At 41.2% G+C, this 16,054-nt stretch carries 13 protein-coding genes; 4 read left to right on the top strand and 9 right to left on the bottom strand.

All coding sequences use genetic code 11. From position 1 onward, the window contains the following. Positions 1-156: 156 nt before the first annotated feature. Complete coding sequence (locus GSQ84_RS14430) at positions 157-1,224, bottom strand: alkene reductase (RefSeq protein ID WP_158797977.1); 1,068 nt, start codon at positions 1,222-1,224, stop codon at positions 157-159. Between the two features lie 189 nt (positions 1,225-1,413). On the opposite strand from GSQ84_RS14430, the gene GSQ84_RS14425 reads away from it, so the two are divergent. Beyond that, entirely contained in the window at positions 1,414-2,397 is a 984-nt protein-coding gene (locus tag GSQ84_RS14425; RefSeq protein ID WP_158797976.1) for a helix-turn-helix transcriptional regulator, read from the top strand. A gap of 84 nt (positions 2,398-2,481) precedes the next feature. On the opposite strand, the gene GSQ84_RS14420 is transcribed toward GSQ84_RS14425, so the two are convergent. The 7 genes from GSQ84_RS14420 to GSQ84_RS14390 form a co-directional block, all read right to left on the bottom strand. Beyond that, positions 2,482-3,276, bottom strand: coding sequence for an SDR family NAD(P)-dependent oxidoreductase (locus GSQ84_RS14420; RefSeq protein WP_158797975.1), 795 nt, complete (start codon positions 3,274-3,276; stop codon positions 2,482-2,484). A gap of 231 nt (positions 3,277-3,507) precedes the next feature. Then, the gene (locus GSQ84_RS14415; protein ID WP_158797974.1) at positions 3,508-4,728 is read right to left on the bottom strand and encodes an ABC transporter permease; all 1,221 of its coding nucleotides are present in this window, start codon (positions 4,726-4,728) and stop codon (positions 3,508-3,510) included. 35 nt (positions 4,729-4,763) lie between these two features. After that, positions 4,764-5,513 (bottom strand): ABC transporter ATP-binding protein, encoded by a 750-nt coding sequence (locus GSQ84_RS14410; RefSeq protein ID WP_158797973.1) that lies wholly within the window; start codon positions 5,511-5,513, stop codon positions 4,764-4,766. 300 nt (positions 5,514-5,813) lie between these two features. Next, positions 5,814-7,007, bottom strand: a complete 1,194-nt coding sequence (locus GSQ84_RS14405) for an efflux RND transporter periplasmic adaptor subunit (RefSeq protein WP_158797972.1) — start codon at positions 7,005-7,007, stop codon at positions 5,814-5,816. A 12-nt stretch (positions 7,008-7,019) separates the two neighbouring features. Next, the gene (locus tag GSQ84_RS14400; protein ID WP_158797971.1) at positions 7,020-8,360 is read right to left on the bottom strand and encodes a TolC family protein; all 1,341 of its coding nucleotides are present in this window, start codon (positions 8,358-8,360) and stop codon (positions 7,020-7,022) included. Position 8,361: 1 nt separating this feature from the next. After that, entirely contained in the window at positions 8,362-9,159 is a 798-nt protein-coding gene (locus GSQ84_RS14395) for a DUF4249 domain-containing protein (RefSeq protein ID WP_158797970.1), read from the bottom strand. 4 nt (positions 9,160-9,163) lie between these two features. Further along, positions 9,164-11,485: a TonB-dependent receptor gene (locus tag GSQ84_RS14390; protein WP_158797969.1), complete on the bottom strand. Its 2,322-nt coding sequence runs from the start codon at positions 11,483-11,485 to the stop codon at positions 9,164-9,166. A gap of 267 nt (positions 11,486-11,752) precedes the next feature. Here GSQ84_RS14390 and GSQ84_RS14385 point away from each other — a divergent pair, with 267 nt between their 5' ends. Next, positions 11,753-12,811, top strand: a complete 1,059-nt coding sequence (locus GSQ84_RS14385) for a sensor histidine kinase (RefSeq protein WP_158797968.1) — start codon at positions 11,753-11,755, stop codon at positions 12,809-12,811. Next, positions 12,808-13,530 (top strand): LytTR family DNA-binding domain-containing protein, encoded by a 723-nt coding sequence (locus GSQ84_RS14380; protein ID WP_158797967.1) that lies wholly within the window; start codon positions 12,808-12,810, stop codon positions 13,528-13,530. Before GSQ84_RS14385 ends, GSQ84_RS14380 begins: the two co-directional genes overlap by 4 nt. 71 nt (positions 13,531-13,601) lie before the next feature. Here GSQ84_RS14380 and GSQ84_RS14375 read toward each other — a convergent pair whose 3' ends face one another. Continuing rightward, entirely contained in the window at positions 13,602-14,186 is a 585-nt protein-coding gene (locus GSQ84_RS14375) for a hypothetical protein (RefSeq protein ID WP_158797966.1), read from the bottom strand. A gap of 387 nt (positions 14,187-14,573) precedes the next feature. Here GSQ84_RS14375 and GSQ84_RS14370 point away from each other — a divergent pair, with 387 nt between their 5' ends. Then, positions 14,574-15,899 (top strand): hypothetical protein, encoded by a 1,326-nt coding sequence (locus tag GSQ84_RS14370; RefSeq protein WP_158797965.1) that lies wholly within the window; start codon positions 14,574-14,576, stop codon positions 15,897-15,899. Positions 15,900-16,054 lie beyond the last annotated feature (155 nt).

Raw genomic sequence — 16,054 nt, 5'->3', positions numbered from 1 at the left:
TGTTTATGAAGCGATCATGATCTTTTTCTCACCAGCTCTTATTGTTTTCAAGAGCTCATATTTCCGGTTCATTACTGTTTGTGATTCTACGATCATGATGCTTTCACAAGAATTGTTTCTCAGTTGCTACTGTCTATTCAAAAACTGTGCTGGTTATCAGGATAGCCCTGGATAATCTGTAAAACCTTTGGCACCAGGAGTAAATAAAGTAGAGAAATCTGGTGCATTTAACACTGCTCCCTGATCTAATCTTCGTTCCAGATCGGGGTTAGCGAGGAACAGACGGCCAAATGCAATCAAATCTGCGTCGCCATTGCCTAATTCCTGTTCGGCCTTTTCGGTAGTGAAATTATTACAGTGTATCAGTGTGCCCTCAAATTCAGTTCGGATTGCACTTAGCGTTTCTTTTGTAACCTGTGGGTTGAGACTGATATGAACATACACTAGTCCAATCCTGTTGAAAGCCTTAGCGAGATGAATATAGGTTTCATGTACGGTTTCGGCATCATAGGGCTGTAGATCACCAAGTGTTGAATCAGGTGAAATGCGGATACCAACTTTTTCTTTACCTATGGCTTCGGCTACCTGTTCGGCAATTTTTATGGCAAACCAGCTGCGGTTCTCTATATTTCCACCATAAATATCAGTCCTGTTATTTACGTTCGGGTTTAGGAACTGTTCTATCAGATAACCATTGGCAGCATGTAATTCAACACCGTCAAATCCTGCTTCAATTGCATTTTTTGCTGCCTGAACATATTCCTGAATCACATTTTCAACTTGTTCAGTGGTCAATGCAACAGGATTTGAATGATTCTGTAGACCTGCAGTATCCGTAAATATCTGACCGGCTGCAGTGATGTTAGAGGGGCCGTATAAGAAAACGCCGGTTGGTAAATTGTCTACATGGCCAATACGGCCGGTATGCATCAATTGCAAAAATATTTTAGTACCGTTAGCGTGAACCGCTTCAGTTACCGTTTTCCAGCCAGCTATCTGTTCTGCTGAGAAAATGCCAGGGATACGTGGATAACCTAATGCTTCGGGAGCAGTGGCAGTACCTTCAGCAATGATCAGTCCGGCTCCGCTTCGCTGCTTATAATAATCGGCTATCAGTGCATTGGGTACATTTCCTAGAGCCCGGCTTCTGGTCATCGGGGCCATTACCAGGTGGTTTTTTAATTTTAAAGTTTCAGTATGATAAGGCATCAATAATTTTTTCATGACATATTTGTTTTAAATGATAGGTCAAATATCATGTCAATGACGATTTTAAAATAGCGCGCTCCGCCTTAAAAATAGTCGGTTCCGCCGGGATTAAATTGCTGGTCATAACTCGTGCTGTAAAAAATATGTTTCCTTTTATAGCATTCCATCAACAATGATCATTAATTTTAAAACGTATACCTTATTATGCTTATTGAATTTGTAACCGACGTAGATCTTAATTTTTTACACTTTTTTGCCGGGCGCCTCAATGTTCCGGTGATCGATAACCGGCTTGAAATTCCTTCTTCCCTGGGGGAAGGTTTTGTGCGCTGGATAGATATTGATACCGATTTCAGAATGCTGGTGCACCGCTACCGGCTTAAAGAAGAGCTGGTTTTAAGGAGGATAGGGACTAAAGAGCCTACCACCTTTGTCAGCATTATCTTTTATAGCAATGAAGAACCTTTTACTTTGATTGCAGATCACCAGCAGAAACAGGTATTTACCCGCTATAACGATCTTGCCGTTCAGATCTTTTCAAATACACTGGATTCTACCATTACGTTTCCTGCAAATTCTGAGATTTACTTTACCGTTGTAGCCATCAGGGCAGCCAATTTGGGCCCTTTACTGCGGATGAGTAAACCAGATCCTTTAATTCAAACCATCATAAATTCGAAAGATTCATATCTTTTTTATGAAAGTATGAGTCCGGAAGCCCAGATCACGCTGAAGGAAATATCTGAACCCAAAGAAGAAAGCGGGCTGACCAATTTCTTTTACCGTGTAAAAGTAGAATCCTTGTTGTTATATGTTTTCAGCCAGTTGCATAACCGGCAATCGCTTCGGCACAATCCCATCAACAAAGCGGATGTGGAAAAGCTATTCATCATCCGAACCGAAATTCTAAATGATCTGAGTGTCCAGCCAAGCCTGCCCCAGCTAGCTAAAACTGCGGGATTTAGTGAAACAAAAATGAAGGATCTTTTCAGACAGGTATTTGGTAATAGCATTTACAGTTATTACCAAAATGCGCGTATGGAAGAAGCTGCTTTTTTGCTCAAAAGCAAAGGCTATTCTGTATCAGAAACGGGTTATGCCCTGGGTTTTACCAACCTCAGCCATTTTACACGGCTATTTGAACGTCATCATCTGCAAAAGCCCAAAAAGTATTCTGCGGGTGCCTGATAAAAGATTAATACCATTGCCGAATATTGGAAATTTTATCATCAGCATACGGGCACCTGGCAATGTCCGTATGCTGATTTTTCTTTAAAATGCCGAATCTATTACACCGCCATCTACCCGCAGGGCTGCTCCGGTTGTAGCAGAAGATAATTCACTGGCGGTATAAACAACCAGATTGGCAACTTCCTCTGCACTTGCAAATCGTTGGATAATAGAAGAAGGCCTTTTTTCTTTAATGAACTGTAAAGAAGCTTCTTCCAGGGTTATTCCTTTTTCTTTGACTACCTTTTCCATACCTTTTTTATTTCCGGCAGACCATGTTGGGCCGGGAAGGATGGCGTTTACCGTTACATTGGTTCCACGCAAATGTTTCGCTAGTCCTCGGCTTAATGAAAGGTAAGCTGTTTTGGTAACCCCATATAAAATCATATCATCAGGAATATTAACCGCCGACTCGCTGGATAAGAAAATAATGCGTCCCCAGTTTTTCTTTTTCATAATGGGCGCATAATGACGCGACAAACGAACCCCACTCATCACATTAACATTGAAAGAATTAAACCAGGTTTCATCATCTGTAGTTTCAAAAGGCTGGTCGCCAAAAATCCCCACATTGTTCACCAGGATATCTACTTCGGGCAATTGCTCAAGTAATGCATCCACCTCTTCAATTTTGCTGAAATCTGCCACAATACCTTCAACATCTCCCTTGGGAACTGCTGTTTTTAACTTTTTAATAGCCTCATCAATCTTAGTCTGGCTGCGTCCGTTAATATATACTTTGGTACCTTCTTTTAATAAGCCCTCTGCAATGGCAAAGCCTATTCCATCTGTAGAACCGGTAACCAGGGCTGTTTTGTTGTTCAACTGCAAATCCATCGTTTATTGTATTTATGAATAATATATTTTATTTCAACCTATAAATCTCCACGTCCTTCCCGCTGTTCAGACATCCACTCCTGCAATAATCCTATTTAAAATGATCATCTGTCAAAAGATTAAATCTGTTTTTGAGCGAAAGGGCAGTCATTTATATGTTGTAACACTATAACATACTATTCATAATTTTGTTCCTATGGAATTTAATTTTATCGGTTTATTTTATCCCTGTTATTCATAGCGAAGGGCTTCAATAGGGTCTAATCTCGATGCTTTTAAAGCAGGATAATAACCAAAGAAAACACCTATTACCGTACAAAAAGAAAAGGATACCAGTATTGATGTGGTGTTCACTACAGGTGGCCACTTTAAAAGATGAAAAATCATATAACCAAGGCCTTCACCTAAAATTATCCCTATTAATCCGCCGGCAACACTAATGATCACTGCTTCAGCCAGAAACTGGCTTAATATATCAATACCTCTGGCCCCGATAGACATTCTTAAGCCTATTTCCTTGGTTCTTTCTACAACTGATACATACATGATATTCATGATGCCAATTCCGCCAATCAACAAAGAGATGGCCGCAATTCCGGTCAATAAATAAGTTAATAAATTGGTAATAGAACTTAGTGTTTTAATCAGTTCCTCCTGCGTCCTGATCACAAAATCATCATCTGCATTATCGCGCAGGCGATGAGATGCCCTCATAATCCGGGTTAATTCTTTTGATGCCTGATCAGATAAATCTTCCGACTTGGCCGATGCATAGATACTTCCAAAATATATTGATGAAACTATTCTCTTTTGAACGGTAGTATAGGGAGATAAAATGACATCATCTTCATCCTGGCCAAAAGTGTTCTGCCCTTTGGGTGCCAATACACCAATTACCTGGAAGGGGATTTTGTTAAATCGAATCACCTTACCAATTGGGTTAACACCTTTCGGAAAAACGTTTTTTACTACAGTTTTACCCAACAGGCAAACCTTTGCATAGGTGCGTATGTCCCGCTCGGAAAATGAAATTCCATCCTGTACAGACAAGTTACGGATCGTTAAAAAATCCGAATTTACGCCATTGATAGTTGTTGGCCAGTTTAACGATCCATTGATCACCTGTCCTTTTGCCTGTGAAGAAGGGGATACATACGCAACATAAACAGCATGTTGTTTGATTGCCGTAATATCTTTAAAAGTGAGGGTCTCCACGTCAGCACCCTGTAGCCTTGCACCGCCCGGAACGTTACTATTGGGCAGAATAGTAATCAGGTTAGAACCCAGGCCAGACAAAGATCTATGGATGCTGATAGTGGAGCCATTTCCTATAGCACCAATAGTGATCACCGACGCTACGCCGATAATAATACCCAGCATGGTTAAAAAGGCCCTTAATTTATTCCGTTGTAGCGCTTTTATCGCAAGCAGCACAAGGTTGATTAGTTTCATCTGTTTTGATTTTTAAACCTGTGTAAGCTGTTTTGTTAATAATCTTCCGTAACCGGGAGTGAAGCCAGCATTTCCTTTGCATCCCGCTTGTTTTCATTGGTATTGTCTTTCATCACCCTACCATCTCTAAGCGTAATCGTGCGACCGCTAAATGCAGCGATATCAGGTTCATGTGTTACAAAAACGATAGTTTTTCCTTTTGACTGGTTCAGTTCCTGCATCAGTGCCATAATTTCGTAGGACGTCCTGGTATCCAGGTTTCCGGTAGCCTCATCCGCCAGTATCATCACCGGCTCATTTACCAGTGCCCTTGCAATGGCTACCCGCTGTTGCTGTCCGCCAGATAATTCGTTGGGCATATGGTACATTCTTTCGGCAAGTTTAACCGCCTCCAATGCGGCAATCGCCCTCTCTTTCCTTTCGGCAGCACTGACCGAAGGATTATAAAAAAGAGGCAATTCTACATTTTCGAGTGCTGAAGTACGGGGCAGCAGATTATAAGCCTGGAAAACAAAACCGATCTTTTCATTGCGTAATTTGGCCAGCTGGTCCCGGTTCAGCAGACCAATATTGATCCCATCCAGGGAATAAGTGCCCTCACTTGGTTTATCAAGGCATCCTAAGGTGTTCAACAGGGTAGTTTTACCAGAACCGCTGCTTCCCATAATGGTCACGAACTCGCCAGCATACACGTCAAAGGATACGCCTTTCAGTGCGTTAACCACTTCTGTCCCCATTTGGAAATGCCTTTTGATATCATTCAGTTCAAGGATCTTGTTATTCATCAGTAAATATTTTTTAGAAGTTTATTTATTGTTTTTACAATGTCTTCTGGTTGCCTTCTGCGGTTTGTAAGTGATGAAGTTATTATCAGCTTGTTTTTCATCTTTTTTATTGTTGCTCTTATGTTCAAGAGCCCGTAAACCCGGTTTATTAAATTGTAATCAGTAAGCGGATGCTGGTCTTATCATTAACTATCTGTTGTGAAACCAGCATCAACTCGTTTTGTTAAATTTGTAACCTGTAAGCTGATGCTGGCTTCAGCAACACATTTGAATTGATCTTTCGCAGCGGTTTATGGTCTGTTATTTCTTCTTTGAATTGCTTTCAGGTGGTTTAGGGAATAGCGAAGAAGAGCTGGCCGTTTCTCCCGGAATAGGATAGGAGGTCACCACCTGCTGATCGGCGCTCAGGCCTTCCAGAATCTGAACATGCGTATTGTCATCCAGGCCTGTAAGTACCTGCACTTCATTGAGCCTGTTTCCGGATAGTACCCATACAGCACCTGGTTTTGCTTTTGGAACTGTTGTTTTTGGAAGCCTCTTCACAGCCGTGTCAATGACATAATCCTTCTTCAGTGTAGAATCAGGTGAAAAATTTAAAGCTTTGGAACTGATCAGCAAAACATGCTTCACCTCTTTGGTATATACTACGATGTTAGCGGTCATCCCTGGCTTTAGCTTCATATCCTCATTAGGGGCTTTGATGATCGTAGCATAAGTAACCACATTGGAGGAAACTTTTGGATGCAAACGCACATCAGCCACCATGCCGCTAAATGAATCATCCATATAAGCATCCACGGTAAAAGTAGCCCGCTGGCCCTGATGCACAGTGCCTATATCGGCTTCATCTACAGCGGCCTCTACCTGCATTTTGGTAATGTCCTTTGCTAAAACAAACAGGGTTGGCGTGCTAAAAGAAGCAGCTACTGTCTGACCAATACTGATGTTCCTTGACAAAACTACACCATCAATTGGTGAAAAGATATCCGCATAAGATAGGTTCTTCACGGCAGATCTTAAAGCTGCTTCCGCATTAGCTACGCCGGCACTTGCAGCATTGTAATTATTAAGCGCCGTTTCATAGTCGGCCCTGCTAATTGCTTTAACGCCATAAAGTAATTTTTGCCGGCGGTATGTACTTTCATTAAAGGCCAGTGAACTCTTCTGTGTGCGCAAATTTGCTTTATCCTGATCAACCACCGCCTGTAATAGTGATTTATCCAATTGCGCCAGTAACTCCCCCTTTTTCACCTTGGAGTTGAAATCGGCATTCAACACACTGATTGTTCCGGAAACCTGCGTACCCACGGATACGGTATCTACAGGTTCGATGGTGCCGGTAGCGGTAACACTTTGCGCAATGTTGCCGTAAACAGGTTTCTCCGTTACCAGGGCAATGGGTTTGCTTCGTTTATGAAAAAACAACACCCAAATGCAGACAGCTGCGACGATCAGTATAACGGTTAGTAATATATTTTTGGTAGACTTTTTCATTGTTGCTGGATATTAAAGTTGCACAGGCACGCCATTATAGAAATCGTATATTTCAATAGTCAATGCCGCATTGTATTTTGCTTGTATAAAATTCTGGAGTGCCTGCACGTACAAAGCCTTTTGCTGCAGGAAATCTACCATCGCAGTTGCACCCAGCGATAGTTGCTCATCGGCAATGCGGTAGGTCTCTTTGTTATATCGCAAAGCTTCGGCAGCGGCATCATATTGACTTTCTGCAGTAAGGACATTGATATATGATTTTTCAACATTTTGCGAAAGCGTAGTTTTGGTATCCTGCAGGGTAAGCACCGCCTGGTCGATATTAATTTTGGCTTCTTCCACATTGGTTTTGGTTACCCGCTTACTGAAAATGGGCACAGACAAGGTGATTCCCACCTGCTGGTTAAAATAATTGTTCAGCTGCCGGAAATATCCCGGCGTGGTACCGGCATAACTTGATCCCACAGAACCATTGGCGGTTAACGTTGGTTTAAAGCCAGTTTTGGCTTTTGCCAGGCTAATGTTCGCACTTTCAACACCGAGCTCACTTATTCTAACTTCCGGTCTGAATGACATGGCATTGTCCACAACAAGGTTTAAGGCCGGTACCGCTTTTTTGGCAATCACCGTATCGGGGTCAACAATCTCCAGTGAATAGCTAATGGGTAACTGTAACAACTGCTTCAATGCCAGCAGATCCTGGCGACGGGTGTTTTTTGCCGATACCAGGGTATATTTGTCATTTGCCAATTGTGATTCCAGCTGGGCAACGTCTTTGCCGGCTATACTTCCGGCAACCAGCTTTTGCTTCGCATTGTCAAGCTGTGCCTGGGATGTATTTACAATTTCCTCCTCGTAAATAATGGTTTCTTTGTCCAGCAGAATATTCAGGTAAGACTGCGTAATGGTCAGGGTGATATTATTTTCCTGTTCCTGCACACTTAGATTTGCCGATTGAAGGGATAAGTTTTTTTGTTGGATATCATTTTTAAGGTAGCCTCCCTGGTAAAGCACTACAGAGCTATTCAGGCTATAACTGCCACTCGGAGTAAATCCTGACTGATAGTTCCCGGTGTTGACATCCAGATTTTTGCCGTGGGCGTAGTTTTGGCTTGCAGAGCCCGACAAGCCGGGGAGTACTGCACTCTTGGACAATAACAACTCCTGCTGGCTGGTCTTTTGATCCAGCCTTAAGGAGTTGAGTTGAATATTATTTTTCCTGGCGTAATCCAGGCACTTTTGCAAATGCCATGCACCGGGAGATACATTTAAACTGTCCTGGGCAAATAGTCCGGTCGACCAACCCATCAGACAAACCACTACCATCAGTTGTAATAACTTCCTGGTTTTCATTTTATTTGACAATTATACTTTTTGTTTGGGTGGTATGGGCACTAAAGTAACCCAGGGATACAGGACTAATATTTGTTGGGGGATCTGATGGGGTTACACTGCCACCCGGTCCGTCAGCACTCTGTTGTGATAAGGTAAACCAGTATAAATAAATAGGCTGATCTAAACATTGCATTTCTACAACCGCCTTGTCGCCGGCATGGATATCTACGTCATCCTGTCTTAAAATCACGCTTACATCTTTTCCATCGTTAAACTGATCATCAGCTGCAAAAACAACTCTCTCCTGTACGCCGTTCACCCACAAAACAAAACGGTAATGATTGTCAACGCCAATAGGATCATGGTAGTGCACTGAAATTTCCTTCTTGTTGTCGCTGCCCGGGGTTGGTGTGTTTTGAGAAGTTAAAGTATCTAACATCACCTGTGCCGGCATTACGGAACTTGCATTATAGGTGTTGCCATTGGTCAGCACAGTCATTTTATAAGTATTACCGGCCACACCGGTTAATGAATTGCTGGTATAGGTTCCAGTGGGTCCCTCTACAAAGGGATAAACCTGTCCGCTTTGATCAGTGACCGATACCGTTGCCCCGGTAACGGCCGGATAAGTATTGGTATCCGTAAAGGGTACGTTTTTACTTAATCTGATCACTTGCGGTAAGCTTGTATTCGTCACATTGGCTTCAATGTCCAGTCTGCCGGTGTCATTACCCACCTTGATATCAACTACCTTGGTGCAGGCTGTTGCAAAAAGCAATATGATGGATAGGCTTATATAAGATTGAATAGTCTTCATTGGATTAAAATTTAAAGTTCCAGGTTACTGATGGGATAGGGGTAGCGAAAATGCTGGTTTCTACAGCTTCGGTAGTGTTGGCTACAGTCTTGCTATCGCGGAAAGTGATGGAATAAGGTTCTCTGCTTCCGTAAATGTTATAGATGCTAAAGGTCCAGCTGGAATGATATTTTTTATGTTCCTTGCCTTCAAGCGTAGCGCCTACATCCAAACGGTTAGTTGCGGGTTCGCGGAAACCATTACGTCCGGAATAAGAAAAAGTGGTTAAGCCGCCCGTGCTGTATTTACCAGTGGGATAAGTAACCGCATTCCCTGTTCCATAGATAAATGCGCTTGAAAAGGACCAGCGTTTGTTATATTGGTAAATACCAACCACTGAAACATCATGTGTACGGTCTTGTCTGGCCGGGAAATAATTGCCATTATTGATCGCAGCAAATTTATCCTCCGTTTTAGATAAGGTATAACCCACCCATCCGTTAAACTTACCATACTTTTTCTTTAAGAAAAGTTCCAGTCCATAAGCCCTTCCAGAACCATATACCAATTGCGATTCTACATCCTGGTTGGCAATTAACTGGGCACCGTCTTTATAGTCAATCTGGTTTTGCAGCCATTTATAATAAACCTCTGCAGAGAACTCAAACTTATTGTCGCTAAAATTTTTAAAATAACCCGTAGATACCTGGTCGGCAATTTCAGGTTTAATGTTATTGCTGCTCATCACATACAGATCTGTTGGCGAACTGGTGGTTGAATTGGATAACAGGTGGATGTTTTGGGTATTGCGGTTGTAAGAAACTTTGATGGAGTTTTCGTCATTCAGCTGATAGCCGGCAGAAAACCGTGGTTCCAGATAATAATAACTTTTAACCGTCTGACCAGAACTATAGGTTTTAGTATCCGTTACCTCTCCTGCGGTATTATACGTATCAATTGTTCCCGGGCCAACCAGAGAGAAGCCACTTAACCTCAGTCCATATAGTATTGTTAATTTACTGCTTGCCTTCCACTCGTCGCTAACATAAATTGCATCTTCGTAGCCATTACGCTTCTGTACGTTGATATCGTTCACATTATCTGCATCGGATGAAATATTTCCCGGCTCAATGTTATGGTGAATCACGTTGAACCCAAACTTAACCCGGTGATCGTCACTGGCCGACCATTGAAAGTCTTCTTTAAGGTTAAGGTCAGTTATTTTTGAAGTCGCTTTAAAGCTGTTGTCGGTTTGAAAACTTTGAACAACGTAATTATAGTTACTGTAAATCAATGAGGTGTTAGAAAACAGCGTTGGGCTAAAAACATGATTAAACCTCACTGTTCCTGTTGTATTGCCCCAGTTGGTGCCGAAAGTGTTTTTTAAAGCAATCACATCCTTTCCAAAATAACCCGAAAAGAAAATAGCATTATTGCTGTCAAAGTGGTAATTCGCTTTAGCATTTACATCATAAAAATAAAGTGAGCTTCCTTTAACGGTAGAATCCTTTGAGGCTTTGGTGAAAAGATCAATATATGTTCTTCTTGCACTCACCATGTATGACCCTTTGCCATTGTCTATTGGCCCTTCAACTTTAAGCCTTGAGGCAATCAGGCCAAGGCCGCCCTGTACGGTAAACTTTTCGGTATTTCCGTCAAACATTTTGATGTCCAGTACCGATGACAGGCGTCCGCCATATTCTGCAGGCATACCTCCTTTATAGATGCTCACATCTTTAATCGCATCAGAATTGAAAGTAGAGAAAAACCCAAACAAGTGAGAGGCATTATAAACGGGTGCCTCGTCCAGTAAAATCAGGTTCTGATCAGAAGCCCCTCCACGCACATAAAACCCTGTATTACCCTCGCCACCAGACTTCACTCCCGGCATTAAGGTAATGGTCTTCAACACATCTTTTTCACCAAAAACCACAGGCACAGCGTTAATTTGGGCCATGTTCAGTTTTTCAAGCCCCATTTGTGGCGAAGATATCTGATCGTTATTTGGTTTATTGGCGCTGATTACTACCTCTTTTAAAGAACTGTTTGGCGTAATGCGGATATCAATAACCTGGCTTTTATGGATGGAAACCTGACGGGAAACTGTTTCATACCCGAGGTAACTGTAGAGCAGGGTATAATCGCCATCGGGAGCCGATACGGAATAAAATCCATAACTGTTGGTTGATGTTCCGCCCTGCGGAATCTCTTTGATCCTGACAGATGCACCAATGAGTGTTTCACCCGTGGTATTATCTTTAACGGTGCCGCTAATGCTATATCTTTTCTGCCCAAAGGCGAAAATCACGCTAAAAACAAAGCATAAAAGTAAAGGTATTCTAAGCATATTTTTTTGATTTGGCACTAAACTATGGGCCGCACCAATACCAAATCTTCCTATTATACCAAAGAAGTCACTTATTATACAAAAATGGATTTTGGTTATATCAATAAAAATGGATTTAATTAATTTGTATGGAGAGTTGGTCAGGTTAGTTTTTTACCGCCATTTGTTAAAAAAAATATTTTGGTATAATAGTTATCCGCTTTGGTATAATAGCAAAAAGGCGCTTGGTTCAATTGTGTACCTTTAGATTAGTTATTTAGAAATACTATGAGTGCTGCACCTACGGCCAAGCCGTTTCATAATGAGATCATCCTTAAGTTCCTGATCAGTCCCAGGTACCGTATATTCCGGCATTTAAGTTTAATTGTGCTGCTGGTGGCTGCATTCTATAATGGTAATGTGGAATTTACGGAACCCGTAAACACTTATGCCAAGATTGCCATGTTCTCCATGTTGCTTTCGTTGTTTTATATCAATATGTACCTGTTAGTTCCAAGACTGCTTTTCAGAGATAACTATCTGGGTTATTTTTTATGGATCATAGGCTGGTTTGTGCTGGTTCAAACGCTTGTTTCTAAGATTAAAGAATTTATGTTTTTTCATATTAAAACTGTTTACGCCCGGCCGCATGACGGGCCTAACCTATTCGCGTTCAGTTTTATATTTATGATACTCTTTGGCGCATCGGCTGCGGTAAAACTATTCCAGCGCTGGATCGTTGATTCGCAAAGGATCAATGACCTGGAAACGGCTACTATCCAGTCAGAGCTGGAGCATTTAAAAAAACAGATCAATCCTCATTTCTTGTTTAATATGCTCAACAATGCCAATGTCTTAACGCAGATAGACCCGGTAAGAGCGTCGCAGGTTTTAATAAAATTGAGCGATCTGTTGCGCTATCAATTGTATGATAGTGTGCAGAGTAACGTGTTTCTGACCTCAGACATTCAGTTTCTGGAAGATTTCTTAAACCTGGAAAAAATCAGACGTGATAATTTTGATTTCACCATTTGTAAGGATGGCGCGCTGGAGGGTGTTGAAATAGCGCCTTTATTATTCATTACCTTTGTCGAAAACGCCATCAAACACAATATCGATGCAGAAGAACCTTCTTTTGTTGATGTTTTTTTCTTCGTTGTAGATGGGGAACTTCATTTTCGCTGCATCAACTCCATACCACGTATCAAAGTTGCCCAAAATGGCGGTGGGGGCCTGGGATTAGCCAACGTAAAACGAAGGTTAGAATTGATTTATCCAAACCGGTACCAGTTAATCATTACTGATGATGCGAAAACCTTCGATGTGCATTTAAAAATCAAGATATGAAGGCTATAATCATTGATGACGAACCTTTAGCCAGGCAAGCCATATTGTTGTTGGCTGCTGAAGTTGCTAACTTAGAAATTGTGGGCGATTTTAGTAATGCATTGACAGCAGGGAAATATATGCAGGAAGAAAAGGTCGACCTTATTTTTCTTGATATTCAGATGCCCGGCCTAAATGGGATAGAGTTTGCTAAAACCGTTCCTAAGCATACGCTGATTATTTTTACTACCGCCTATCCCGAATATGCACTGGAAGGTTTTGAACTGGATGCATTGGATTACCTGATGAAACCGGTAAAAGAAGAGCGTTTTCAAAAAGCCCTGAACAAAGCCTTCGCATATAACAAGTTGTTAGAAAGTGAAATCCCGACCAGTGAAATCCAGCATAAAGGAGATGATTACTTTTTTGTGAAGTCAGAGCGACGTTTTATAAAAGTTCAATTCAAAGACATTCTTTTTATTGAGGGCTTAAAAGATTATGTAGTGATGCAAACTGAAGACCAGAGGGTCATCACCGCGATGAATGTAAAAACCATCCATGAGCAATTGCCGCAACATATTTTTGTAAGGATCAGCAAGTCTTACGTGATCAATGTCAATGAGATCACTTCATTTGATAACAATACTGTTTTAATCCGGAAGTTTGAAATCCCGATCGGCAATTCATACCGGAGCTATTTCTTTGATAATTTTGTGGTAAAAAAGATTTTAGGGAGATAATCAAATAAATTAAGACTGATATTAATAAGTAGATTGAACCGTATCCATGGATACGGTTCAATCTGCAACAGCTAGTGGTTATAATCTCCCTTTACTTTATTAGCTGTACTTTGTCCTGGCAGATAAATCTGCAGTCCGAAAGTAAGGCCAAGGTTATTTTGTGAAGTCGCATTGCCAAAACCTACCAGGCCATTGTATTTCAACAATGTTTCCAATCCGATGTTAGGTGTAATAAAGTAAGCAAATCCAGGACCTACGCTCAGATTCAGGCCATTTGTCTTTCCACCACCCTCGCTCACATTTACGCCGCCAAAACCAACTGTAGCTTCTGCGAAAAGCCTGCCGTGTTTTAAGATTTCAACATCTTTACCGGTATAATATCTGCCTAAGGCACCGGCACCGTAAGAGGTAGTAGTTGGGGCATGTTTAGTAGTTTCTAAACCAAAGTTTACGTATCCACCCAATGCAAGGTTATCTTCAACAAACCATGCTGCTTTAGGCGTTACATTAAGGTTAAATACTTTTGGGTTATCAAGACCCAGGTTCAGGTCGGCAAAATTTCCGCCAACAAATACATTTCCTTTTTGAATTTGGGCATGTGCATTAAAACTAAGCGCAGTGGCAGCAAGTGCTGCAATAAGTGTAATCTTTTTCATAGGGCAAATTTTTTAGAAATTTTTCATTAAATTATTTGTCACTACAAATATCTAAGGGGAAATGTTTGTGTTATTTCTTCCCTTTCCTATTTAAAGATGTATTCAGGTACATAAAAAGCTCCTCGTTTCATGATTCCTTTGAAACCTCGCTTCTAAATTGACTTTATTCTGATAAAAGAGATTTTTTCTGGTAATACTCTATAAAAGAGATAGAAAATGAGACGTAATCTGTAGTGCTAACAATTTTAACACTGTTTTAATTTAAAAATAGCGAATATGTACCCGTCAAATGATATCCTTTAATTGTCAAAGGTCTTTCCCGGTTATGGAGGTATTTATTGCGGTTTTTCAAATAAAATGGGTTGTAAAAAGGAAATAAAGAATTGTATGTATTTATCAGGAAAAGCGATAAGATCTTCGTTAAAAACAGGCATGATGTTACTTGCGGGATTCATTTTGCCGTTAATCAGCTCGGCGCAAATAACAATCAGTCCTTACTTAATCGGGCAGAATGCCTGGGAACAGCATTCCATTTCAAAAGTGAAAGACCAGATATCGGAGGTGCGTTTTCAGTCGGTAAGAATAGGAGGGAACACTTATGAAAAGGCTGATTTTATCAGTCAGTCGGCTTTGGCGCTGATCGATTACGTGAGGGCTTCCGGTGCGGAGCCTATTGTTCAGCTTCCCCGGCAGCTAAAAGATAACGATGCTGCATTTAAAGCGGTCACCTATATCAATGGCACCATGGGAAAACATATCCGTTTCTGGAGCATAGGAAATGAGCCCGACCATAAACACCAGCCTGCCACTCCAGAACAGGTGCGGGAGTATTTTACTAAAATCAGCATGCAGATCAAACGTTACGATCCAACGGCCGTAGTGATGGGTTTTGACCTGGCTTCTTATAATTTATCTTACCTAAACCGCTTACTGGGTGGAAACCTTGACGTTACAGGCAAAGTTCCCGGAAAACAGTATTACTACCTGGATAAGGTAACGTTCCATCAATACAAATTCATGAACATCACCAAAATTGAGGAAAACGTTAAAGATTTAAAATCCAGATTGGCCTCCATCAATGCAAAACGTCCTGCCGGAGAGCAAATTGGATGGGCAATTACAGAGTTTAATACGCACTGGATGGTAGACCTGACATTGAACGAAGCTTACTTGCCTTATAATTTTCACAATGGGCAGATCTATGCTGAAATGTATGACTTAGGCATGCGTGAAGGCGCATTTGCCATGTGCCCCTGGAGCATGCTGGAAGGAGGTGCCGAACGTACAGGTACAGATCTAAGTTTGTTTGATCTGGAAGACGGTGTTTATAAACCCCGGTCTAATTATTACCATACGGCGCTGCTTGCTCATTTTATCAAAAGTAAATACTTATTACATAGCCCAAATACCGATGATCTGGTGGTTATCCCTACCGGAGATGAAAGTGGTATTTCGGTAATGATCCTGAACAAAAATAAAACCGAAAACCTGAATTATACTTTGGCTTTTAAGCGTGGACCAGTTCAATCAGATCCCGCTGTAATTAGTATTAATGCCGACCTGGACCGGGAATTTAAAGGACACATTCCATCTTTTTCCACGCAGATGTTAGTATTCGATAAAATGGGCAAACTGATTAAGGCCTATGAATATTCGTCAAAAGACGCACATCAAAAAACTGCTCCCATCGAAATCACATCTTCTTTCCATTAAGATGATATAGCTGTAAAAGATTATATAATCATTGTAATTTCTAAAATCAGGTGTGCTTACCAGGGGTTAAATAACCAGGAAGAGTAAGAATTAATTCCTGTTGCCCCTTTGAAATTGACCTTCTGAATTACCGTTCCTCTTCTATAATAAGATAA

The sequence above is a fragment of the Pedobacter sp. L105 genome, assembly GCF_009765875.1.
Classification (GTDB): domain Bacteria; phylum Bacteroidota; class Bacteroidia; order Sphingobacteriales; family Sphingobacteriaceae; genus Pedobacter.
The sequence above is the reverse complement of the archived record's forward strand: the minus strand, read 5'-3'. Positions and strand labels throughout refer to the sequence as shown.